Source organism: Streptomyces sp. NPDC048278 (genome assembly GCF_040652195.1).
GTDB lineage: Bacteria > Actinomycetota > Actinomycetes > Streptomycetales > Streptomycetaceae > Streptomyces.
Genome location: NZ_JBEZLP010000037.1, coordinates 56,921 through 79,575 on the forward strand (window position 1 = coordinate 56,921; position 22,655 = coordinate 79,575).

General features: G+C 71.6%; 21 protein-coding genes, 1 pseudogene and 2 riboswitches. Of the genes and pseudogenes, 11 read left to right on the top strand and 11 right to left on the bottom strand.

What is annotated here, in order from left to right; all coding sequences use genetic code 11:
• The first annotated feature begins 360 nt into the window (after positions 1 to 360).
• From aceA to folP, 5 genes are all read left to right on the top strand, one after another.
• Positions 361 to 1,644 carry an isocitrate lyase gene (aceA, locus tag AB0D74_RS41270; protein WP_362598978.1) on the top strand — a complete coding sequence of 428 codons (1,284 nt, stop codon included), beginning with the start codon at positions 361 to 363 and terminating at the stop codon, positions 1,642 to 1,644.
• 120 nt (positions 1,645 to 1,764) lie between these two features.
• On the top strand, positions 1,765 to 3,363 hold the full coding sequence (gene aceB / locus AB0D74_RS41275; protein ID WP_362598980.1) for a malate synthase A: 1,599 nt from the start codon (positions 1,765 to 1,767) through the stop codon (positions 3,361 to 3,363).
• Complete coding sequence (locus AB0D74_RS41280; protein ID WP_362598982.1) at positions 3,360 to 4,229, top strand: 3-hydroxybutyryl-CoA dehydrogenase; 870 nt, start codon at positions 3,360 to 3,362, stop codon at positions 4,227 to 4,229. The genes aceB and AB0D74_RS41280 overlap by 4 nt, the downstream gene beginning before the upstream one ends.
• A gap of 201 nt (positions 4,230 to 4,430) precedes the next feature.
• Positions 4,431 to 4,655: riboswitch (cobalamin riboswitch) on the top strand.
• A gap of 316 nt (positions 4,656 to 4,971) precedes the next feature.
• Entirely contained in the window at positions 4,972 to 5,886 is a 915-nt protein-coding gene (metF, locus tag AB0D74_RS41285) for a methylenetetrahydrofolate reductase [NAD(P)H] (protein ID WP_362598984.1), read from the top strand.
• Positions 5,879 to 6,730, top strand: a complete 852-nt coding sequence (folP, locus tag AB0D74_RS41290) for a dihydropteroate synthase (RefSeq protein ID WP_362598985.1) — start codon at positions 5,879 to 5,881, stop codon at positions 6,728 to 6,730. Before metF ends, folP begins: the two co-directional genes overlap by 8 nt.
• Positions 6,731 to 6,759: 29 nt before the next feature.
• Here the strand turns inward: folP and AB0D74_RS41295 are convergent, their stop codons facing one another.
• Genes AB0D74_RS41295 through AB0D74_RS41305 form a run of 3 tightly spaced genes read right to left on the bottom strand, consistent with a single transcriptional unit; the run spans position 6,760 to position 10,366 of the window.
• Complete coding sequence (locus AB0D74_RS41295; protein WP_362598987.1) at positions 6,760 to 7,896, bottom strand: bifunctional 2-methylcitrate synthase/citrate synthase; 1,137 nt, start codon at positions 7,894 to 7,896, stop codon at positions 6,760 to 6,762.
• Between the two features lie 47 nt (positions 7,897 to 7,943).
• Positions 7,944 to 8,852, bottom strand: a complete 909-nt coding sequence (prpB, locus tag AB0D74_RS41300) for a methylisocitrate lyase (RefSeq protein WP_362598989.1) — start codon at positions 8,850 to 8,852, stop codon at positions 7,944 to 7,946.
• Positions 8,852 to 10,366 carry an MmgE/PrpD family protein gene (locus AB0D74_RS41305; protein WP_362598990.1) on the bottom strand — a complete coding sequence of 505 codons (1,515 nt, stop codon included), beginning with the start codon at positions 10,364 to 10,366 and terminating at the stop codon, positions 8,852 to 8,854. Before AB0D74_RS41305 ends, prpB begins: the two co-directional genes overlap by 1 nt.
• Positions 10,367 to 10,559: 193 nt before the next feature.
• On the opposite strand from AB0D74_RS41305, the gene AB0D74_RS41310 reads away from it, so the two are divergent.
• Positions 10,560 to 11,993 carry a short-chain fatty acyl-CoA regulator family protein gene (locus AB0D74_RS41310; RefSeq protein ID WP_362598992.1) on the top strand — a complete coding sequence of 478 codons (1,434 nt, stop codon included), beginning with the start codon at positions 10,560 to 10,562 and terminating at the stop codon, positions 11,991 to 11,993.
• 96 nt (positions 11,994 to 12,089) lie between these two features.
• On the opposite strand, the gene AB0D74_RS41315 is transcribed toward AB0D74_RS41310, so the two are convergent.
• Both AB0D74_RS41315 and AB0D74_RS41320 read right to left on the bottom strand, forming a co-directional pair.
• On the bottom strand, positions 12,090 to 12,962 hold the full coding sequence (locus AB0D74_RS41315) for a CbtA family protein (RefSeq protein WP_362598994.1): 873 nt from the start codon (positions 12,960 to 12,962) through the stop codon (positions 12,090 to 12,092).
• A 26-nt stretch (positions 12,963 to 12,988) separates the two neighbouring features.
• Positions 12,989 to 13,204: a CbtB-domain containing protein gene (locus AB0D74_RS41320; protein WP_362598995.1), complete on the bottom strand. Its 216-nt coding sequence runs from the start codon at positions 13,202 to 13,204 to the stop codon at positions 12,989 to 12,991.
• A 38-nt stretch (positions 13,205 to 13,242) separates the two neighbouring features.
• A riboswitch (cobalamin riboswitch) is annotated at positions 13,243 to 13,378 on the bottom strand.
• A 203-nt stretch (positions 13,379 to 13,581) separates the two neighbouring features.
• Here AB0D74_RS41320 and AB0D74_RS41325 point away from each other — a divergent pair.
• Entirely contained in the window at positions 13,582 to 13,986 is a 405-nt protein-coding gene (locus AB0D74_RS41325) for a hypothetical protein (RefSeq protein WP_362598997.1), read from the top strand.
• Between the two features lie 53 nt (positions 13,987 to 14,039).
• Here AB0D74_RS41325 and AB0D74_RS41330 read toward each other — a convergent pair whose 3' ends face one another.
• From AB0D74_RS41330 to AB0D74_RS41340, 3 genes and pseudogenes are all read right to left on the bottom strand, one after another.
• Positions 14,040 to 14,819: an enoyl-CoA hydratase gene (locus AB0D74_RS41330; RefSeq protein WP_362598999.1), complete on the bottom strand. Its 780-nt coding sequence runs from the start codon at positions 14,817 to 14,819 to the stop codon at positions 14,040 to 14,042.
• Positions 14,816 to 15,697, bottom strand: a complete 882-nt coding sequence (mmsB, locus tag AB0D74_RS41335; protein ID WP_362599001.1) for a 3-hydroxyisobutyrate dehydrogenase — start codon at positions 15,695 to 15,697, stop codon at positions 14,816 to 14,818. The genes AB0D74_RS41330 and mmsB overlap by 4 nt, the downstream gene beginning before the upstream one ends.
• Positions 15,694 to 16,011 (bottom strand): annotated as a pseudogene (locus AB0D74_RS41340) (enoyl-CoA hydratase/isomerase family protein); the annotation flags it as partial. The gene mmsB and the pseudogene AB0D74_RS41340, both read right to left, overlap by 4 nt.
• Between AB0D74_RS41340 and AB0D74_RS41345 the strand changes: the two are divergent.
• The 4 genes from AB0D74_RS41345 to AB0D74_RS41360 are packed head-to-tail and all read left to right on the top strand — an operon-like array spanning position 15,989 to position 19,098.
• Positions 15,989 to 16,465, top strand: coding sequence for a hypothetical protein (locus tag AB0D74_RS41345; protein WP_362599003.1), 477 nt, complete (start codon positions 15,989 to 15,991; stop codon positions 16,463 to 16,465). The pseudogene AB0D74_RS41340 and the gene AB0D74_RS41345 sit on opposite strands and share 23 nt — an antisense overlap.
• Positions 16,458 to 17,660, top strand: coding sequence for a CoA transferase (locus tag AB0D74_RS41350; RefSeq protein WP_362599005.1), 1,203 nt, complete (start codon positions 16,458 to 16,460; stop codon positions 17,658 to 17,660). The genes AB0D74_RS41345 and AB0D74_RS41350 overlap by 8 nt, the downstream gene beginning before the upstream one ends.
• Before the next feature lie 33 nt (positions 17,661 to 17,693).
• Positions 17,694 to 18,626, top strand: coding sequence for a CoA ester lyase (locus AB0D74_RS41355; protein ID WP_362599007.1), 933 nt, complete (start codon positions 17,694 to 17,696; stop codon positions 18,624 to 18,626).
• Entirely contained in the window at positions 18,607 to 19,098 is a 492-nt protein-coding gene (locus AB0D74_RS41360; RefSeq protein ID WP_362599009.1) for a flavin reductase family protein, read from the top strand. Before AB0D74_RS41355 ends, AB0D74_RS41360 begins: the two co-directional genes overlap by 20 nt.
• A 2-nt stretch (positions 19,099 to 19,100) precedes the next feature.
• Here AB0D74_RS41360 and AB0D74_RS41365 read toward each other — a convergent pair whose 3' ends face one another.
• From AB0D74_RS41365 to AB0D74_RS41375, 3 genes are read right to left on the bottom strand one after another with little or no spacing between them, the layout of a single operon-like run.
• A complete protein-coding gene (locus AB0D74_RS41365; RefSeq protein WP_362599011.1) occupies positions 19,101 to 19,907 on the bottom strand; it encodes an ECF transporter S component in 807 nt (268 codons plus the stop codon).
• Positions 19,904 to 21,514 (bottom strand): ATP-binding cassette domain-containing protein, encoded by a 1,611-nt coding sequence (locus AB0D74_RS41370; RefSeq protein WP_362599013.1) that lies wholly within the window; start codon positions 21,512 to 21,514, stop codon positions 19,904 to 19,906. The genes AB0D74_RS41365 and AB0D74_RS41370 overlap by 4 nt, the downstream gene beginning before the upstream one ends.
• Entirely contained in the window at positions 21,511 to 22,653 is a 1,143-nt protein-coding gene (locus AB0D74_RS41375; RefSeq protein WP_362599015.1) for an energy-coupling factor transporter transmembrane component T, read from the bottom strand. Before AB0D74_RS41375 ends, AB0D74_RS41370 begins: the two co-directional genes overlap by 4 nt.
• Positions 22,654 to 22,655: the final 2 nt, after the last annotated feature.

A 22,655-nucleotide genomic window follows, 5' to 3' on the forward strand; every position in this document is an offset into this window, starting at 1 on the left:
TCAGCGTACGTGATCGAAGCGCCCGGCAGCCCTTCGCAGACTTGGCAAAAGTGCGGTTGAAGATTCGCAGAAGTTGGCAGACGTCCACGGTTGATGGCACTCAGTGCCAGTGTCAGAGTTCCAGTGCGGCCCGCCGGACCCCGGCGGCCACCGCCCGGAACCGGGGCGCGATTTCTGCCCTGACGTCGGAGATCCCGGCCAGGGTGGCGGTCCCCAGCGGCAGCATTGCTCACCTCCGCCCAGCGACCGGCGGCGGGCCGCACTCCGGTTCCACTCCAGCTCTACGACACACAGTGCCACCCTCGCCCTCCCGGACGGGGAGCTTGGCAGACGCAACAGACCGAGGAGACGGTGACAGTCATGGCAGCAGAAGCGAGGACGCAGGCGGCCGAGGAACTCGCCCGGCGCTGGGCCACCGACCCGCGCTGGCAGGGCATCGAGCGCACCTACGGCGCCGAGGACGTCGTACGGCTCTCCGGGAGCGTCCGCGAGGAGGCCAGCCTGGCCCGGCGCGGCGCCGAGCGGCTGTGGCGGCAGCTGCACGAGCAGGACTACATCCACGCCCTCGGCGCGCTGACCGGCGGCCAGGCGGTGCAGCAGGTCAAGGCCGGGCTCCAGGCCATCTACCTGTCCGGCTGGCAGGTCGCCGCCGACGCCAACCAGGCCGGTCACACCTACCCCGACCAGAGCCTCTACCCCGCCAACTCGGTGCCGCAGGTGGTCCGCCGCATCAACAACGCCCTGCTGCGCGCCGACCAGATCGCCGTCAGCGAGGGCGACAGGTCCACGGACTGGCTCGCGCCGATCGTCGCCGACGCCGAGGCCGGTTTCGGCGGCCCGCTGAACGCCTTCGAGCTGACCAAGGCGATGATCGCGGCGGGCGCGGCCGGCATCCACTACGAGGACCAGCTGGCCTCCGAGAAGAAGTGCGGCCATCTCGGCGGCAAGGTCCTCGTCCCGACCTCGCAGCACATCCGCACCCTGAACGCGGCCCGGCTCGCCGCGGACATCGCCGACGTGCCGACCGTGATCATCGCCCGCACCGACGCGCTCGCCGCGAACCTGATCACCAGCGACGTCGACGAGCGCGACGCCGAGTTCGTGACCGGCGAGCGGACGGCGGAGGGCTTCTACCGGGTCCGCAACGGCATGGCTCCCGTGATCGCCCGTGGTCTGGCCTACGCGCCGTACGCGGACCTGATCTGGGTGGAGACCGGCACCCCGGACCTGGCGCAGGCCCGCGAGTTCGCCGAGGCGATCCACGCCCGGTACCCGGGCCAGATGCTGGCCTACAACTGCTCGCCGTCCTTCAACTGGAAGGCGGCCCTGGACGACGACCAGATCGCCAAGTTCCAGCGGGAGCTGGGGGCCATGGGCTACCGCTTCCAGTTCATCACCCTGGCCGGGTTCCACTCCCTCAACCACGGCATGTTCGACTTGGCCCGCGGTTACGCCGAGCACGGCATGACCGCGTATGTGGACCTCCAGGAGCGGGAGTTCGCGGCGCAGGCACAGGGGTTCACCGCGGTCAGGCACCAGCGCGAGGTCGGCACGGGGTACTTCGACCTGGTGTCCACCGCCGTCAACCCGACGTCCTCCACGACGGCGTTGGCCGGGTCCACGGAGGAAGAGCAGTTCCACTAGACCGGTTCGTCGGCTGCGGGTGCGTGGGGGCTGGTCGCGCCCACGCGGCGGAGCCGCACATCGATGCGGCCCCGCGCCCGTTTGGGGCGCGTCACCTCGTCCTCTGTCAGGAGAAGCCCGATGTCCACCGAAGTACTGACCCATCATGTCCGCGTCCTCGGCGCTCCGGGCCACCGGCACGACGAGATCCTCACCCCCGCCGCCCTGGACTTCGTCGGCCGACTCGCCGCCGAGTTCGGTGAGCGCCGTGACGGCCTGCTCAAGGAGCGTCGTCGGCAGGCGATCCGGCTCGCGGCCGGATCCCCGCTCGGCTTTCCCATGGTCACCGCCGCCGTCCGCGCCGATCCCGGCTGGCGGGTGGCGCCGCCGGCGCCCGGCCTCACCGATCGGCGCGTGGAGATCACCGGCCCACCGGACCGTCGTACGGCCGTCAACGCCCTCAACTCCGGTGCCGGCGTGTGGATGGCCGACTTCGAGGACGCCACCTCCCCCACCTGGGACAACGTCATCGGCGGCCAGCTCGTCCTGCTCGACGCCATCGAGCGCCGCATCGACTTCACCACCGAGGAGGGCAAGGAGTACCGGCTCCGCCCCGACGACGGGCTCGCCACCGTCGTCGTACGGCCGCGCGGCTGGCACCTCGACGAGGATCACCTGGAGTACGCGGGCCGGCCGGTGCCCGCGGCGCTCGTCGACTTCGGGCTCTACTTCTTCCACTGCGCCCAGCGGCAGATCGACGCCGGGTACGGCCCGTACTTCTACCTCCCCAAGCTGGAGAACAGGTACGAGGCCCGTCTCTGGAACGACATCTTCGTCACCGCCCAGGAGCTGCTCGGCATCCCACGGGGCACGGTCCGTGCGACCGTCCTCATCGAGACCGTCACCGCCGTCTTCGAGATGGAGGAGATCCTCCACGAACTGCGTGAGCACAGCGCGGGGTTGAACGCGGGCCGCTGGGACTACCTCTTCAGCCTCATCAAGACCTTCGGGCACCGCACGGACTTCCTCCTGCCCGACCGCGCCAAGGTCACGATGACCGCCCCGTTCATGCGGGCCTACACCGAACTCCTCGTCCGCACCTGCCACAAGCGCGGCGCCCACGCCATCGGAGGCATGGCCGCCCAGGTGCCCGCCAGGGACCCGGCCGCGAACGAGGCGGTCCTCGCCACCGTGCGGCTGGACAAGGAGCGTGAGGCGGAGGACGGGTTCGACGGCTCCTGGGTCGCCCATCCCGGTCTGGTCCGGGTCTGCCGGGAGGTCTTCGACGACGTCCTCGGCGACCGGCCCCACCAACTGGAGCGCACCCGGGACGACGTCGAGGTCGTCCCCGCCGACCTGCTGTCGGTGCGCCGCGCCGGCGGCCCGCCCACACCGGAGGGCGTCCGCACCAACATCGCGGTGGCGCTGGGCTACTTCGACGCCTGGCTGCGCGGACAGGGCGCGGTCGCCATCGACGGCCTGATGGAGGACGCGGCCACCGCCGAGATCGCCCGGGTGCAGATCTGGCAGTGGCTGCGGCACCGGGTCATCGACCGCGAGACGGTCCTGCGCGTCCTCGACGACGAGGCGGTCGCCCTCGCCGCCGTCCGGCCCTGGGCACCGGTCGACGAGGCCCGCGAGCTGTTCGAACGGACGGCGCTCGCCGCCGAGTTGCCGCTGTTCTTCACCCCGGACGCCTACTCCCGTCACCTCGTGCAGCGGACGGAGGCCCAGGGATGAGCGCGGCCATCGCACGCGTCGGTGTGGTCGGCGGCGGGCAGATGGGCGCGGGGATCGCGGAGGTGTGCGCGCGGGCCGGCCTGGACACCGTGGTCTGCGAGGCCGACGCCACCGCTGCCCGCGCCGCCCGGGAGCGGGTGGCCTCCTCCCTCGAACGCGCCGTCGAGCGCGGCAAGTTGGCACCCACCGTCGCCCAGGACGCCATGGCCCGCCTCGTGTTCACCGGTGAGCTCGACGCGCTGGCCGACCGGCAGCTGGTCATCGAGGCCGTCGTCGAGAACGCCGACGCGAAGACGGAGATCTTCGCCGCCCTCGACAAGATCGTCGAGGACCCGAACGCGATCCTGGCCACCAACACCTCCTCCCTGCCGGTCATGCGGCTCGGCATGGCCACCGGCCGCGCCGACCGGGTCGTGGGCCTGCACTTCTTCAACCCCGTACCGGTCCTGCCGCTCGTGGAGGTCGTGACCTCCCTGCACACCGCCCCCGAGACCGCGACCGGCATCGAGCGCTTCGCCACCGAAACGCTGGGCAAGACGGTCATCCGCTCCCGGGACCGGGCGGGCTTCGTCGTCAACTCCCTCCTCGTCCCCTACCTCCTGTCCGCCGTCCGGATGGCCGAGTCCGGCTTCGCCACCGCCGCGGACATCGACACCGGCATGGAACTGGGCTGCGCCCACCCCATGGGCCCGCTGAAGCTGGCGGACCTGATCGGGCTCGACACCGTCGCCTCGATCGCCGAGTCCCTCTACGACGAGTTCCGTGAACCCCTCTACGCACCTCCGCCGCTGCTCCAGCGGATGGTCGAGGCGGGGCTGCTGGGCCGCAAGACCGGCCGGGGCTTCCACACCTACGTCCAGGACTGAGCACCCTGGCGACGGCGGGCCGAGGGGCCCGGGGCGCGCTGCCGGGTGAGGGTCCGGCAGGCGCGGGTGGGAAAAGGGGGCGGGCGGGAGACGCGTGTGCGGCGTCTCCCGCCCGCCGCCGTATCCACACCGGTCACCCGCGGGTGCCGGCTCTCCATCCGAATGATGGACGTAACCCTCCAGACTCGCCGCCGTCCCCTTACGCTGGCTGGTGCAGCTGGTTCGCCCCGTCCGCCAGGCGGGATGCGTCGTAAGAGGGAACCCGGTGGGAATCCGGGACTGCCCCGCAGCGGTGAGCGGGAACGACCGCCGTCATACGCACTGGACCCGGCGTACAGGGTCTGGGAAGCGACGGCCAGTAGGTGTCCTCCGACGAGGAGGGCGTGCCCGTGAGTCCGAAGACCTGCCGGCTGCCCGTGTGCGGACGACTCCGTACGCGGACATCCCGGTGACCTCGTGGGCGGGTCGGCGTACATACCGAGCGGACGACCGCGCCATGCCGCGCAAGGTCACGCCCGCCCGGTTCCGTCACCCCTTCGCGCTCTCGTCCCGTCGCCGGGATCTCAGGGAATCGTCTCGCGAAGGAGATCTCCGTGACCACCAAGTCCGCAGCCGAGGAAGCGGCCGAGCTGCCGCAGACCGGGCCCAGGGCGATGTCCGCCGCCTGACCGCACGTCCCTTCGGCCGGGGAGGACGCGCCTGCCGCGCTCCCCCGGTCTGGCCTCGGAGAAAGCATCAGCCCATGGCTCTCGGTATGCCCAGCACACGGCCGGACAGCGCGGCGTCCATTCGCGACCTCCTCGAACAGGGGGGCCGCTCCTACTCGTTCGAGTTCATGCCACCACGCAGCGCGGCGGCCGAAGCCGGCCTCTGGACCGCGATCCGTCGGTTGGAGGCCCTGTCGCCCACCTTCGTCTCCGTGACCTACGGTGCCGGCGGCTCGACGCGCGGCCGGACCGTCGGCATCACCGGGCGGATCGCCCAGGAGACCACGCTCACCCCGGTCGCCCACCTCACCGCGGTCGGCCACAGCGTCGCCGAACTGCGCAACATCCTCGGCCACTACGCCGACCAGGGCGTGCGCAACATCCTCGCCCTCCGCGGCGACCCTCCGGGTGATCCCCTCGGCCCCTGGACCCCACATCCGCAAGGGGTGCGCTACGCGGCCGAACTGGTCAGCCTGATCAAGGAGTCCGGGAACTTCTGCGTCGGCGTCGCGGCCTTCCCCGAGATGCACCCGCGCTCCTCCCACCGGGACGCCGACATCCGTCACTTCGTCGACAAGTGCCGGGCCGGGGCCGACTACGCCATCACCCAGATGTTCTTCGACGTCGACGACTACCTGCGCTTCCGCGACCGCGTGGCGGCGGCCGGATGCGAGACACCGGTCATCCCGGAGATCATGCCGGTCACCACCATCCGCTCACTGCGCCGCATTCCCACCCTCTCCACCGCCGCCTTCCCGGCCCGGCTGGCCGAGAACATGCTCGCCGCACAGGACGATCCACAGGCCGTCAGGGCGCTCGGCATCGACCACGCCACCCGGATGTGCCGCCGTCTGCTCGCCGAAGAGGCTCCCGGGCTGCACTTCATGACCATGAACTTCTCGACGGTGACGACGGAGATCTACCAGAAACTCGAACTCCACCATGGCTGAGCACACACCCTACGCGCCCGTGGGAATCCGCCGGCCGTCCCTGGTCGGGATCGTCAACATCACCAGAGACTCGTTCTCGGACGGGAACCGGTTCCTGTCCTCGGAGGCGGCAGTGGCGCACGCGCGCCGACTGCGCTCGGAGGGGGCCGACGTCATCGAACTCGGGCCCGCCGCGAGTCACCCGGGAGCCGAGCAGGTGACGGAGGCCGAGGAGATCGGACGGCTGGCCGACGTGCTCGACCAGCTGGTCGCCGAGGGCGTTCCGGTGTCGGTCGACTCGTACCGGCCCGCGACCCAGTTGTTCGCCGCCGCGCGGGGCGCCGCGTACCTCAACGACATCCAGGGCTTCGACGATCCGGACCGGTACGCGGCACTCGCCGGGACCGGCTGCCGGCTCGTCGTCATGCACTCCGTCCAGCGGCACGGGCCCGCCACGGAGGTGCGGACCGATGCCGGGGAGGTGTGCCGGGGAATCGAGGAGTTCTTCGCCGGTCGCCTGGCCGCACTGGAAGCGGCCGGGGTGGGACGCGACCGGCTGGTCATCGATCCGGGACTCGGCTACTTCCTCGGCAGCGGCCCCGAACCGTCGCTGCGGACCCTGGCCGGGCTCGAACAGCTCAAAGCGCGCTTCGACCTGCCGGTGCTGATCTCGCCGTCCCGGAAGTCGTTCCTGCGGACGCTCACCGGGAGCACCGTCTCCGGGATCGGTCCGGCCACACTGGCGGCCGAGCTCTACGCCGCGCGCAGCGGGGCGGACTACATCCGCACCCACGACGTCGCCGCCCTCCGCGACGCGCTCACCGTGTTCGAGGCACTGGAGGCGGCCAAGGAGGACGGCTGGTGACCCGGCCCTGGGTGGCCCGGTCCTGAGGGTTACGGCGCCGCCGGTACCGGCCGCTGCTCCGGTCCCGCGTAGGAGGCGAGGGGCCGGATCAGCGCGTTGTGGGCGAGCTGTTCGGTGATGTGGGCGGTCCAGCCGGTGACGCGGCTCATCACGAAGACCGGCGTGAAGAGGGGGGTGTCGAAGCCCATCAGGTGGTAGGCGAGCCCGGCCGGGTAGTCCAGGTTGGGGTGGATGCCCTTGCGGGTGATCATCGCGTGGCGCAGGGCCGCGTGCAGGGTGGCCTTGCGGGTGACCTCGGGGTCGGCGGCGCGGGCGACCAGGCGGTCGAGGGCGTCCTGCATGAGGGGGACGCGGGAGTCGCCGTGCTTGTAGACGCGGTGGCCGAAGCCCATGATCTTCCGCTGGGCGGCGAGGGCTTCGTCCAGCCACTCCTCGGCGCGCCGCGGGTCGCCGATCTCGTCCAGCATGTGCATCACGGCTTCGTTGGCGCCGCCGTGCAGCGGGCCCTTCAGCGCGCCGATCGCCGCGGTGACCGCGCTGTAGAGGTCGGAGAGGGTGGAGGTGACCACGCGGGCGGTGAACGTCGAGGCGTTGAAGCTGTGTTCGGCGTACAGCGTGAGTGAGATCTCGAAGCAGCGGACCACCGCGGACGCCGGTATCGCGCCGAAGCACATGTGGAAGAAGTTCTCGGCGTACCCGAGGTCCGGGTTCGGGGGGAGCGGGTCCAGGCCCCGGCGACGGCGCTGGTCGGCGGCGACCACGGTCGGCAGCTTCGCGAACAGGGTCAGGGACTTGGCGCGGTTGGCGGTGAGGCTGCCGTCGTCCTCGGTGGGATCCTCGGCGCCGAAGAAGCTGACGGCGGTGCGCAGGACGTCCATCGGATGGCAGGTCTCGGGCAGGCGGGCCAACAGCTCGGCGGTGGTGCGGTCGAGCGGGCGCAGGGCGCGCTCGCGGGCCTGGAACTCGGCCAGTTGACGCGCGTCGGGGAGCTCGCCGTACCAGAGCAGGTACGCGACCTCCTCGAAGGAGCGGCGGGCGGCCAGGTCCTGGACCGGATAGCCGCGGTAGGTGAGGGAGTTGGTCTCCTGGATGACGGTGGAGATCTCGGTGGTGTCGACGACGACACCGGCGAGGCCGCGGTGGATCCCGGGTGCGGTGGTGGACATGGGTGCCTGCCTTCGGTGGTCAGGTGCCGGGCACAGGGCTTCGTGCGTCAGGTGCCGGGCGGAAGGGTGAAGTCGAAGACGGCCGAGTCGAAGGCCGCGTACTCCTCGTAGCCGAGGAGTTCGTAGAGGCGGGAGCGGGTCTGCATGCGGGGCAGCAGGGACTCCTGGGTGCCCTCGGCCGCGATCGTGCGCAGGCCGTCCTCGACGGCGCCCATGGCGATCCGCAGGAGCGTGACCGGGTAGAGCGCGATGTTGTAGCCGAGGTTCTCCAGGGTGCGGGTGCTCAGCAGCGGGGTCTTGCCGAACTCGGTGAGGTTGGCGAGCAGGGGTACGTCGACCGCCTTGCGGAAGGCCTCGTACTCGGCCTCGTCGGCCAGCGCCTCGGGGAAGACGGCGTCGGCGCCGGCGTCGACGTACGCCTTGGCCCGCTCGATCGCCGCGTCCAGCCCTTCGACCGACCGGGCGTCGGTGCGGGCCATCAGCAGGAAGTCCGGGTCGCGGCGGGCATCCACGGCGCCCCGGAGCCGGCGGACCATCTCCTCACGGGGCGTCACGGACTTGCCGTCGAGGTGGCCGCAGCGCTTGGGGTTGACCTGGTCCTCCAGGTGGAGCCCGGCCAGGCCCGCGTCCTCCAGCAACTGGACCGTGCGGGCCGCGTTCATCGGCTCGCCGAACCCGGTGTCCGCGTCGATCAGCACGGGCAGGTCGGTGACCCTGGTGGTCTGCTGGGCACGGGCCGCGATCTCGGTGACCGTGGTGAGGCCGATGTCGGGCAGGCCCAGATCGGCGGCGAGGACCGCACCCGAGAGGTAGACGGCGTCGAAGCCGGTGTCCTGGATGAGGCGGGCGGAGAGCGGGTTGATGGCGCCGGGCATGCGCAACAGCCGTCCGGAGGCGAGCTGTTCGCGGAAGGCGCGGCGGCGTTCGGCGGGGGTGGTGCGGGTGTGGAGCAGCATCAGAACAGGCCCTTCGGGAGCCGTGCGTCGTACGCGGCGACGGCCTCGGTGTCGACGGCCGGGAACAGACCGCCCAGGTCCGCCGCGCCCAGCTCGGCGAGGTTCTCGGCCGCCGCCAGGAAGCGGTCCTGGCCGGCGACGGGGACGATCCCTTCGGCAAGGGTGCGGAACTTGCCGACGTAGCCGGGCCGGTCGAAGGGACGGGCCCCGGCCGGGTGGGCGTCCGCCACGGCCAGCTCGTCCTCGATCACCGTCCCGTCGTCCAGGGTGATCACCGCCCGCCCGCCGAAGGCGCGGCGGTCCGGGTCGGGGTCGTGGTAGCGGCGGGTCCATTCCGGTTCCTCGACCGTGGTGATCTTCCGCCACAGCTCGACGGTCTCGGGTCGGCGGGCCCGCTCCGGGGCGTACGACCGCTCGTGGTGCCAGGCCCCGTCCTCCAGAGCGACGGCGAAGATGTACGGCACCGAGTGGTCGAGGGTCTCCCTGCTGGCCGTGGGGTCGTACTTCTGCGGGTCGTTCGCACCGGAGCCGATCACGCGGTGGGTGTGGTGGCTGGTGTGCAGCACCACCGAGCGCACCTTCTCCAGCGGTCCGGTCTTCTCGCGCAGCCGCCGGGCCAGGTCGATGATCGCCTGGGCCTGGTACTCGGCGGAGTGCTCCTTGGTGTACGTGTCGAGGATCGCCCGGCGCGGCTCTCCGGGCTCCGGGAGCAGGACGGTGTAGTCGGAGTCCGGGCCGTCGAGCATCCAGGCCAGGAAGCCGTCCTCGCCCTCGTAGATCGGCGACGGGGAGGTCTCGCCGCGCATCGCCCGGTCGACGGCCTCGATGGCGGCCTTGCCGGCGAAGGCGGGGGCGTACGCCTTCCAGCTGGAGATCTCGCCCTTGCGGGACTGCCGGGTCGCGGTCGTGGTGTGCACCGCCTGCTGGACCGCCTGGTAGACCGTCTCGGTCGGCAGCCGCAGCAGCGCGCCGAGGCCGCAGGCGGTGGCGGCGCTGAGGTGGGCGACGTGGTCGATGCGGTGCGCGTGCAGGCAGATGCCCTTCACGAGCGCCACGTGGATCTCGTACGCCGCGACGATCCCGCGCAGCAGGTCGGCGCCGGTCCTGCCGGTGTGCTGGGCGACGGCGAGGAGCGGCGGGATGTTGTCGCCGGGGTGGGAGTAGTCGGCAGCGAGGTAGGTGTCGTGGAAGTCCAGCTCGCGTACGGCGGTGCCGTTGGCCCAGGCGGCCCACTCCGGGGAGACCCGGACGGGGGAACCGAAGACGGAGGCGCCAGGGGCGGTCGCGCGGTGGGCGGTGGCCTGGGCGCGGGCCACGGCGACCGGACGGCGCAGCAGGGAGGCGACGGCCACCGAGGCGTTGTCGATCACGCGGTTGACGGCCATGGTGACGGAGTCGGCGTCCAGTTTCTCGGTGCCGGTGTCGGTGGCGACGGCGGCGAGTTTCCAGGCGAGCTGGTCCTCACGGGGCAGCCGGTCGGCGCTGGGGTGAACACGGACGTGGTGCTCGATCACGGGGCTCCTCGCGGTGCGGGACGGTGACGCTGCTGTGATCGAGACTGCCCCGCCGGAGGGTGGCGGACCACTGGTCCAATCTGCGGAATCCCTCCAGCGAAAGCCTGCGAATCTGCGGATTCCTGCGAATTCGGCGGATGCTATGTTCGCAAGAATGCGGGGGTGGTGACCGGGTTTCCCGAGGAGGTGGCTCATGTCCCGACGGCCGGCCGAAGGCAAGGTCTACGCCCATGCCAAGCTGCGTCGGCTGCGCCGCGAGCACGGTATGAACCAGGTCGACATGGCCCGCGCCCTCTCCATCTCCACCAGCTACGCGAACCAGCTCGAACAGAGCCAGCGACCGCTCACGGCGTCCGTGCTGCTGCGGATCGCCGAGGTGTTCGGCGTCGACGCGGAGTTCTTCTCCGAGGCGGCGGAGGACCGGCTCACCGCCGACCTGCGGGCCGCGCTCGCCGACGAGGCGTGCGGCGTGGAGCCGCCCGCGGCCGAGGAGATCGCGGAGGCCGCCCGCGACCACCCCGAGGTGGCCCGCGCCCTGGTCGCCCTGCACCGCCGGTACCGGGAGGCGGCGGAACAGATCGCCGCCCTGTCGTCGGAGGGCGCTCTCCCGGTGCTGGGGGAACCGCACGACGAGGTACGGGACTTCTTCTACGCCCACCACAACCACTTCGAGCCGCTGGACACCGCGGCGGAACGGATGGCGGAGGAGCTGGGGCTGCGCCCCGGCCGCTGTGCCGACCCGCTGGCCGCGCGGCTCGCCGAGCGGCACGGTGTGCGCGTGGTGCGGGCCGCCACGGGCGGCACCGTCGACGCCCGCCGCTACGACCCCGACAGCGGGCTGCTGTTCCTCTCCCCCTGGCTCAGCGACGGCCAGCGCGCCTTCCAACTCGCCACCCAGCTCGCCCTGCTGGAACACGCCCCGCTCCTGGACCAGCTCGCCGGCAGCGCTACGGAACTCACCTCCCCCGAGTCCCCGGCCCTCGCCCGCATCGGCCTGGCCAACTACTTCGCGGGCGCCGCCCTCATGCCGTACACGCTCTTCCACACCACGGCCGAGGAGGTGCGCTACGACGTCGAGCTGCTCTCCGCCCGCTTCGGCGTGGGCTTCGAGACCGTCTGCCACCGCCTGAGCACGCTCCAGCGCACCGGACGGCGCGGAGTGCCCTTCTCCTTCCTGCGGGTGGACCGGGCGGGGAACATCTCCAAGCGGCAGTCCGCGAGCGACTTCCACTTCTCCCGGCTCGGCGGGACCTGCCCGCTGTGGACGGTGTACGAGGCGTTCTCCGCGCCCGGCCGGATACTGACGCAGGTCGCCGAAATGCCCGACGGCAAGCGGTACTTCTGGATCGCGCGGACCATCACGCGCGGCGGCTTCGGGCATCACGCGCCGCGCGCCGAGTTCGCCGTCGCCCTCGGCTGCGAACTGCGCCATGCCCAGCGGCTCGTGTACGCCGAGGGCATCGCCCTGGACGACCCCCGTGCCGCGACCCCGATCGGCCTTGGCTGCCGGATCTGCGAGCGCCGCGACTGCGCGCAGCGGGCCCGGCCCCCGGCGGGCGGACGGCTCGCCGTGGACCCGGACCGGCGCGCCTATGTGCCCTACCCCGTCGAAACCCACGTCTCCTGACGTCGGCGGGACCTGACGACGACAGAGCGCCGTGGAGACGTATCCCGTACGTCTCCACGGCGCTCCGCGACTGCGCGGGTACGGCGCCCTGAGCGGTCAGGCGGCGCCGACCGGCTCCGGCTGGGTGGGCGCCGGCTTGGCCGCCGCCCGGATGGCCGGGTCGAGGAGCCGTTCGGCCATGGGGCCGAAGACCAGGCCCACGGTCGCCCAGAGGAGAGCCTGGGCAGCGATGGAGTAGAAGCGGAAGGAGAACAGGACGTCCGCCGGGAAGCCCGGGTAGACGATGGTGCCCTTGGAGTTCTTCAGGGGCAGCGGGGTCTCGGTGGCCTGGTGGCCGTACTCCGCGACGTTGGTGGACAGTTCGCCGAGCTGGGGCAGCAGGGCCATCACGATGCCGATCGCGACGACATAGGCGCCGGCGGCGAGCAGAGTGGCGTTCCAGTTGCCGAAGCGGGCCTGGAGCCGCTTGCCGAGCCAGACCGCGCCGATGAGGAAGACCACCGAGCACAGGACCATGACGAGGTAGAGGTTGCCGCGGTCCTTGATGGTCTCCGGGTGCCCGATCGAGGGCGGGTTGGCCGGGTACTTCACGAACGGCACGAGGTACATGCCGAGGAAGCCGCCCAGGGCGACCAGCAGGGCCAGGTTGCGGGGGCGCAGGTTGCCGACCCGGCCGAGGCAGACGGTGTAGGCGACGGCGAAGAGGGCGCCCATGGCGATGCCGAAGAACACCATGCCGACACCGATGCCGACGTTGGCCTGGATGGTCCGGCTGAAGATGTCCGGGCCCGCGGCCTCGGGGGCGATTCCGGCGGCCTTGTCGAGGGCCGCCTGGGCGGCGTCACGGCCGCTCTCGTAGTCGATGGCCTTGGCGATCTGGGGCTCGGCGAAGATCCGCGCGAAGACGAACGCGAGCAGCCCGGCGACTGCGCCGGCGATGACGCCGCGCAGGATGAGTCTCTTCTCCATGTTCAGCTGTCCCGTGCTCGTGTCGGTCAGTGGCAGGGGAAGCCGAGGAAGTGACGGGCGTCGTGCACGAACTCGTGGACGTGCATGTCCTTGCCGAACACCGAGTAGGCGCCCTGGTCGACACCGATGAAGTAGTAGATGGCCAGCGCGATCAGCGCGGTTCCGACCAGCCAGAGAACGGCCTTCGTGGCCGGCAGGACGACCGGGGTGGGCAGCGCGGCGGGCGCGGACATGCTGCTCATGGGTGGAGCCTCCTTCAGGGATCGTGCGTCCCTCGGTTCGGTGGAGCGCCGCGATGGCCCAGTGTCTGACTTCAGCCCCCTAGCGGAGGCTGATCACAGTGGCGCGACCGTGCCGGAGTCTCACCGGCTTCCTGAGGCCATCACTACATCCGGAGCGTACGAATACCCGAGATAAGCGGTCAATCAAGGAATGCCCAAGGGAGGGTATTCCTGTCCCCTTGCCGGCCCGCACCGGGACGGTGCGGGTGCCCCGGGCCCGATCCGATGGGTTCAGGACAACGGAGAACCGAGCGGAACCATCGGCAACCGCACCGCGTTTCCCTGGACACCGGCAGGATCGGATCACGGATCATCCAGGCGAAGAGCGGAGGAACCCAGTGGCCAGACGTCTCAACCCGCGCCGGGTCACCCTCGGCGGCGACGAGGCAGTCGCCCTCACTCCCAAGGAATACGAGCAACTCGTCGCCGCGCGGCGCCAGATCGGCGGGCAGAGCGCGCGGGTCCGCGTTCTGGCCCAGGAGGTGAAGCGGACCGAGCAGCTGCTCCAGGACCTGGAGGCGCTGGTCGAGGCGCCCGGCGGTGAGTGCCCGCACCAGGCCGGAGAGCAGTGCCCGGCGGCGGAGTTCGAGGGCGCGACGGTGGGGTTCGAGGGCGCGACGGTGGGGTTCGAGGGCGTGGCGGTGGGGTTCGAGGGCGCGACGGTGGAGCGGGACGCCGACGGCGGCTGCCTGCGCTGCTCGATCGCGGCACTGTTGCGCCGCCACCGGGGCCAGGCCGCCTGAACGGCAGGACGACGGCCCGCCCCGTCACGCCGCGGGGATCAGCGCCCCGCCGGTCAGCGGTGCCGGAACTCGGGTGGCCGCTTCTCGACGAACGCCGCCATGCCCTCCTTCTGATCGGCCGTGGCGAACACCGCGTGGAAGAGCCGCCGTTCGAAGCGGACACCTTCGGTGAGGGTGGTCTCGAAGGCCCTGGCGACCGCCTCCTTCGCCATCATCGCCACCGGCAACGACATCCCCGCCACGGTCTCGGCGACCGCGAGAGCCTCGCCGAGCAGTTCGTCGGCGGGCAGGACCCGGGAGACGAGTCCGGCGCGCTCGGCCTCGGCCGCGTCCATGGTGCGTCCGGTCAGGCACATCTCCATGGCCTTGGCCTTGCCGACCGCCCGGGTCAGCCGCTGGGAACCGCCGATCCCGGGGATCACCCCGAGTTTGATCTCGGGCTGGCCGAAGACCGCGGTGTCGGCGGCCAGTGCGATGTCACACAGCATCGCCAGCTCGCATCCGCCACCGAGCGCATACCCTGCCACCGCCGCCACGGTCGGGGTTCGCAGCTGCCCGAGCCGGTCCCAGGCCGTGAACCAGTCGGTCAGATACATGTCGAGGTAGCCCTGCGGCTGCATCTCCTTGATGTCGGCTCCGGCCGCGAACGCCTTCGCCGACCCGGTGATGACGATGCATCCGCACTCCGGGTCCCGGTCGAGGGCCTCGGTCGCGGCGACGACCTCGTTCATGACCTGGAGGTTGAGGGCGTTCAGAGCCTTGGGGCGGTCGAGGGTGAGCAGGGCGACCCGGCCCTTGCGCTCGACGCGGATGGTCTCGTACGTCTCGGTCATGCCGGTTCCCCGCTTCCGTCACGGATGGTGCGTACGATGCCGGAGAAGTCCTCTGTCGCACCGACGCGTTCGGCGTAGGCCGCGTACAACTCGGCTGCCCGTAGCCCGAGTTCAGCGTTCACGCCACCCGCGTGGACGGCGTTCGCGGCCAGTCCCAGGTCCTTCGCCATCAGGGCGGCGGCGAAGCCCGGCCGGTAGTCGCGGTTGGCGGGGCTGGCCGGAACCGGCCCGGGAACAGGGCAGTTGACGCTGAGCGCCCAGCACTGCCCGGAGGCGGTGGAAGCGACGTCGTACAGGGCCTGGTGGGACAGGCCGAGGCTCTCGCCGAGGACGAACGCCTCGCTGACGGCGATCATCGAGACGCCGAGGATCATGTTGTTGCAGATCTTCGCGGCCTGCCCGGCGCCCGCGCCTCCGCAGTGGACGGCCTTCTTGCCCATGGCCTCCAACAGAGGCCGGCCCTCGGCGAACTCGGCCTCTCCCCCGCCGGCCATGAAGGTCAGCGTGGCGGCCTCGGCGCCCACGACCCCGCCGGAGACCGGGGCGTCCAGCGCCCTCATGCCCGCCGCGACGGCACGCTCGTGGACGGTACGGGCGTCGGCCACGTCGATGGTCGAGCAGTCGAGGAAGAGGGTGCCGGGGCGGGCGGCGGGCAGGATCTCGTCGTAGACGCCGAGTACGTGCCGTCCGGCGGGCAGCATGGTGATCACCGCCTCCGCGTCGCGGACGGCTTCCGCGGCGGAGGCGGCGGGCTCCAGGCCGGGCCCCGGGGTGACCACCAGGTCGTAGGCACGCACGCGATATCCGGCCTTGGCCAGGTTGACGGCCATGGGGCCGCCCATGTGTCCGAGTCCGATGAACGCGACGGTACGGCTCACCAGGGCACCTCCTCGGTGATGTCGGGGTCGGCGAGCCCGAGTTCGCGCTCGCCGAGCGGGGCGAAGAAGCGTGCGACGTCGGCGTCGGTGACCTCGGCAAGGGTGGCCGGGGACCAACGGGGGTTACGGTCCTTGTCGATGACCTGGGCGCGGATGCCCTCCACCAGGTCGGGTGCGGTCAGGGCACGGCAGGAGACGCGGTACTCCTGGTCCAGGACGCCTTCCAGCGGACCGAGGCGGCGGGCGCGGCGCAGGGCCGCCAAAGTCACCTTGAGAGCGGTGGGCGACTTGGTGAGCAGGGTCTCCGCCGTCTCCACGGCGTCACTGACCCTGCTGTCCGAGCTGATGAACTACGACTTCTCGGTCCATGACCTCGACGAACCGGTCACCGACGAGCTCGTGGAGAAGTCGACCGGAATCCGTGGCCTGGTGCAGAACATGCGGGCCCACATCGGCGGCACCGTCCGCATCCGCGACCTCGCCGGGCACCGGGCGACCCTGCTCCAGGGGCCGCGCTTCGTCGGCACCGCGACCCAGGTCGCGGACCAGATGGAGGAGTGGTTCACGACCGACGCCTGCGACGGGTTCGTGCTCGCGGCGACCCATCTGCCCGGTGCCTTCGAGGACTTCGTCCGCCTGGTGGTACCGGAACTGCAGCGCCGGGGCCTGCACCGCAAGCAGTACGCCGGCACGACACTCCGGGAGCACCTGGGACTCGCCCGTCCCCCGACCGCGCCTCGGCTGCCGACGGGTCCCGCCCATGTCTGAACGGCCCTCCGCGCTGGGCGGCATCCGGGTCGTGGACGCCGCCACCCTCGTCGCCGGCCCCATGGTCGCCACCCACCTCGGCGAACTGGGCGCCGAGGTCATCAAGGTCGAACAGCCCGGCAGCGGCGACCCGTTGCGCACCTGGGGCGATCTCAAGGACGGCTGGGGCCTGGTCTGGAAGAGCGTGAGCCGCAACAAGAAGTGCGTCACGCTCAACCTCCGCACACCGGACGGGCAGGAGCTGCTGCACCGGCTCCTCGACCACGCCGACGTGCTCGTCCTCGGCAGCCGCCCCAGCGCACTGACCCGCTGGGGCCTGAGCCCGGCCGACGTCGTGGCCCGCCATCCCCGGCTGGTGGTCCTCCACGTCTCCGGGTACGGCGCCGGCGGCCCGCACAGCGACCGGCCCGGCTACGGCACCCTCGCCGAGGCCATGAGCGGTTTCGCGCACCTGGTGGGCGAACCCGGCGGCACTCCCTCCCTGCCCCCGTTCATGCTGGCCGACGGGGTCGCCTCGCTGGCGGCCACCCACGCCGTACTCGCCGCGCTCTACCACCGTGACGTCCACGGCGGCACCGGCCAGGTCGTCGACGTCAACCTCATCGAGCCCCTGGCCCGGCTGATCGAGTCCGCGACCCTGGCGTACGACCAGCTGGGCACCTCGCCCGTGCGCTCCGGCAGCCGCTTCGACGCGAGCGCACCACGCAACTGCTACCGCTCCGAGGACGGCGGATGGCTCGCCCTCTCCTCGGCCTCACCGCGCATGGCACAGCGCGTCTTCACCGTCGTGGGACGCCCCGACCTGGCCGCCGACCCCGACTACTACGAGCCCGCGGGCCGCGCCGCCCACGGCGACGAGATCGACAAGGTGGTGGCCGACTGGGTCGCCGGGCAGACGCTGGCCGACGCCCTTGCCGCCTTCGAGGCCGGCGGCTGTGCAGTGGCCCGCGTCTACGACGCCGAGGCACTGCTCGACGACCCGCACCTCACCGCCCGCGGCACCTTCACCGCCGTCGACGACCCCGACCTGGGACCGATCCGCGTCCAGGCCCCGACCGCCCGCCTGAGCGCAACTCCCGCCACCGTACGGGGCCTCGGCCGGGCCCTGGGCGCCGACAACGACGACGTGTACGGCGACCTCCTCGGCCTCGACGCCACCCGCCGCGCCGCGCTGCGCGCCGACGGAACCATCTGAGCCATCCGAACCATCCGACCAGGAGCCCATCTGATGACCAGCCGTGACCTCCGAGTCCGCCGCTCGGAACTGGCCACCCCCGCCAGCAGCGAGAAAATGCTGGCCAAGGCACCGGGCACCGGCGCCGACCTCGTCTTCATGGACCTGGAGGACGCCTGCGCGCCGAGCGCGAAGATCCAGGGCCGGGCGAACATCGTCAAGGCCCTCAACGAGTACGACTGGGGCGACACCGTCCGGGCGGTCCGGGTCAACGGCCTGGACACGGTCTGGTGCCACGACGACGTCATCGACGTTGTCACAGGCGCCGGGCACAACCTCGACGTGATCATCGTCCCCAAGGCCCGTTCCGCCAGGGACGTGTGGTGGTTCGACGTCCTGCTCGGCCAGTTGGAGGCCAAGCTCGGCCTCCCCCACCGCATCGGACTCGAAGTCCTCGTCGAGGAGGCCGAGGGACTCGGCAACGCCTTCGAGATCGCCAAGGCCAGCCCCCGCCTACAGGCGATCATCCTCGGCGCGGGCGACCTGTCAGCCTCTCTGCGCGCCCGCGTCGACACCAACTTCCGGCCGGTACGGCCCTATCCCGGCGACTTCTGGCACTACGCGCGGTCGACCGTCGTCGCCGCCGCCCGCGCGGCAGGCATCGACGCCATCGACTACCCGTTCCCCGACTTCCGGGACGCGGAGGCGTACCGGCGCGACTGCGACACCGCCTCGATGCTCGGCTTCGACGGCAAGTGGTGCATCCATCCCAGTCAAGTCCCCCTCTCCAACGCGGTCTTCAGCCCTACCTCGGAGGAGATCGAGTGGGCGACCACGACCCGGGACGCGTATCGCGCCGCGGAGTCCGCGGGCACCGGGGCGATCGCCGTCGACGGCATGCTGGTGGACGCCGCCCACATGCGCCACGTCGACACGATCCTCAGCCGGGCGCAGCGGAGGGACCACGATGCCCACGGTCACCAGTGACGAGTACCGGGACCTCATCGGCCGCTTCGCATCCGGTGTCACCGTGGTCACGACCCTCTGCGAGGGCATCCCCTACGGCACCACGGCCAGCTCCCTGACCTCCGTCTCCCTCACCCCTCCCCTCCTGCTGGTCTGCATGAACAGGTCCTCCGCCACGGGACGGGCGATCGCCGCGAGCCGTCACTTCGCGGTGAACGTACTCGCGGAGCACCAGGCGGAACTCTCGCACCACTTCGCCCGCCAGGGCTCCACGTTCGACGGGCACCCCTTTCGCCCCGGGGACCGTGGCGCCCCCGTCCTTCCCGACGCACTGGCGACCTTCGAGTGCCGGGTCACCGACGAGGTCGTCGCGGGGACCCATGTCGTGATCGTCGGGGAGGTCGAACGGGCGGGAGGACGTGCCGGCCTGCCACTGGCCTACTTCCGGGGGCGCTTCGGCCGACTGTCCGTCAGCAACATCAGCACCGACTGAGTTCAGGACGATCCACGGGGCGCCCCGAAGCGCACCGGGGCGCGGAAGCGGGCCTTGCGGGCGGCACGCCGGAAGGTGGTGAGCACCGCCGGTCCCGCCAGCAGGACGCAGACGAAGTTGGTGACCGCCCGGCCCGTGTCCCAGCCGAGCGAGGTGGCCAGGTCGAAGGCGACGTACCGGTGCCACTGCTCGGTGAAGGGCAGGCCGGGCAGGTAGGCGATGGAACTGTTCGGGTCGAGGGAGAAGGGCCAGAAGGAGAGGTTGAGGAGGAAGCCGAAGAGGTAGCCGGAGAGCGAGCCGTAGACAGCGAGCATCAGCACCTCCCGGCGCCCGCTCGCGCGCGGCAGGAACCCGGCGAGCATGCCGACGAACGCGCAGCCGAACATCTGGTACGGCATCCACGGCCCGACCCCGCCTGTGATGAGCGCGGAGGCGAACAGCGAGGTGCAGCCGAGAGTGAAGCCGAAGCCGGGTCCGTAGACACGTCCGGCGAGGACCAGGATGAAGAAGACGGTCTCGATGCCTGCGGTTCCGGCGCCGAGCGGACGCAGGGCCGCGTTGACGGCGGACAGTACGCCGAGCATGGCGAGCGCCTTGGAGTCGATGCCGCCCTCGGCGATCTCCGACAGCACCACGCACAGGACGAGGACGAGAAGCACGCCGAAGATCAGCGGGGGTGCGTAGTTCGAGCCGAACGTGCCGGGTGCGACAACGAACGGCCAGAAGAACGCGACCAGTCCGAGGAAGGCAGCGAGTGTCATGACGATGCCGGCGCGCGGGGTCAGTCGGATGGCAGCAGGGGTGGTCATGCCAGGGACGCCTCGATCTGGCCGACCGTCAGATACGGCAGCGGGGCGAGGATCTTCGCGGTTTGCGGTGCGAACACGGGTGACGCGACGATGACTTCGGCAGTCGGACCGTCCGCTACGACGTCTCCCTCGGCCATGACGACCACGCGGTCGGCGGCCCGTGCGACGAACTCGACGTCGTGGGTGGAGATGACGACCGATCTGCCCTCGGCGGCGAGGGAGTCGACGATGCCGATCAGCGCCGACTTCGCCCGGTAGTCCAGGCCGCGGGTCGGCTCGTCGAGCAGGACGATCTGGGGCGCGGCGGAGAGCTGGACGGCGAGGACGAGGGCGAGCTTCTGGCCTTCGGAGAGATCGCGGGGGTGGGTGGCGTCGTCGATGCCGGGGGCGAGCCGGTCCAGGACAGCGCGGGCCGGTACGCCGGTGCCGGATTCGGCGTCCGCCTGGTCGAGTTCCTGTTTGACGCTCTCCAGGTAGAGCAGGTCGGCCGGGGTCTGCGGGACCAGGCCGACCAGACGGCGGGCCTGCGCGGCGGGCACGTCGTGCGGATCGGGTCCGCCTCCCGCCGTCCTCACGGTTCCGGCGCGGCGGGGGCCGGAGCCCTGGAGGGCCCAGAGGAGGGAGGACTTGCCGGAGCCGTTGCGGCCCATGAGGGCGGTCACCTCGTCGGCGCGCAGGTCGAGGTCGACTTCGCGCACGGCGGGGACCCCGCGGTAGGTGACGGTGATGCCGCGGGCGGTGAGCAGCGGGGCGGCCTTCCGGGCGGGGCTCGGACGGGCCGGGCTCGGGGGGCGGTCGGCCAGGCGTGCGCGCAGGGGTGCGGCGGCGCGGCGGGCGTCGCGAATGGACAGCGGGAGGGGCGACCAGCCCGCCACGCGGCCCAGCTCAACGATCGGCGGGGCGATCGTTGACGTGCGCAGGATGTCGGCGGGTGGTCCGATCCGGGCGTGGCCGTCGCCGGGAAGGTGCAGGACGCGGTCGGCGTACTGGACGACGCGTTCCAGGCGGTGTTCGGCCATGAGGACGGTGACACCGAGATCGTGGACGAGGCGGGTGACGGCGGCGAGGACTTCCTCGGCGGCGGTCGGGTCCAGGGCGGAGGTGGGTTCGTCGAGGACCAGGACGCGGGGGTGGGCGGTGAGCACGGAGCCGATGGCGACGCGCTGCTGCTGGCCGCCGGAGAGTTCGTGCAGGGCGCGATGGCGCAGGTCGGCGAGGCTCAGCAGGTCGAGGGTCTCCTCGACGCGTTTGCGCATGGTGGCCGGAGGGATCGCCAACTGTTCCATGGCGTAGGCGAGTTCCTCCTCGACGGTGTCGGTGACGAAGCCGTCCACCGGGTCCTGGCCCACCACGCCCACCACGTCGGCGAGTTCGCGGGGCTGGTGGTGGGCGGTGTCGCGCCCGTCGACCGTGACGCGGCCGTACAGGGTGCCGCCGGTGAAGTGCGGGACCAATCCGTTGACCGCGCCGAGGAGGGTGGACTTGCCCACGCCCGTGTGCCCGACGACGAGGCAGAGTTCGCCTTCCTCGATGGTGAAGTCGGCGTCCCGCAGGGCGGGTTCGGGGGCGTCGTCGTACTGGATGGTGACCTGGTCGAAGGTGATCACGGCGCTCCGGGCGGGGGCGAGAGGAAACCGGCGGTGCCGGCGAGGAGGATCGCGACGGTGGGAATCAGGGGCAGCTCGGGCCAGGTGAGGGGGTAGAAGGTGGGGTTGAGCTGGGCGGGGTCGTAGCCGAGGTCGCTCAGCAGCAGGACGGCGGAGAGCACACCGCTGCCCGCGACGGCCCACTCGGGCAGCCGCCAGGGGTCGGGGCGGTAGGTGGTGCGGGTGACGCGACGGCCGCCCAGGCGCAGGCCCGCCAGGCAGAGCACGGCGCCCAGGCCCATCGCGGGGAGGCCGAGAAAGGCGGGCGCGGTCGCGTCCAGCAGGCCGTACGCCCCCGCGCACAGACCGCACATGCCCAGCAGCATCAGCGCGCCCGTGATGCGGCGCGAGCGGCGGGTCGCGGTGCCCGCGCGGCCGTACCCCCGGGAGTCCATGGCGGCGGCGAGCCGCAGCGAGCGTTCCAGGGCGTCTTCGAGGACCGGGATCACGATCCCGCGCAGTGCGCGCATGCCCTGGGTGCGTCCCGCCCTCAACTTCCGTGCCCGGGACACGCGTTGCACGCTCTGTACGAGCTGCGGGGCCACGCTGATCGCGACGGTGACGGCGACCCCGAGTTCGTACAGGGCGCCGGGCAGCACTCGCAGCGCGCGCTTGGGGTTGGCGAGGGTGTTCGCGGCGCCGATGCAGCACAGCATGCAGGCCAGGCGCAGTCCGTCGGTCGCCGCCGAGAGGAGCGCCTCCAGGGAGACCGGGCCGCCGATCTTGATGCCCGCGTACCAGTCGGGGGTGGGGATGCGCGGGAGGGAGAAGAGGAAGTGGTCGCGCGGGGTGATGCCGGTGGCGAACACGGCGCGGAAGACGACCCGGATCGCGACGACCGTGAGGGCCAGGTAGAGGTAGTACTTGAAGCCGCGCGCCCAGGGAGCTTCGGTGCGGCGGGCGGTGACGACGTAGCCGAGGACAGCGAGCACGAGGAACAGCAGCAGCGGGTTGTCGGTGCGGCTGACGGCGGTGGCGAGGGAGAGGGCCCACACCCACCAGGCGACCGGGTGCAGGACGCGCGGAAGCCGACGTCCGCCCCGGTCCGGCCGCTCGGGGCCGGAGGGGACGGCCGCCGTCCCGACGGTCGTACGGGCCATCC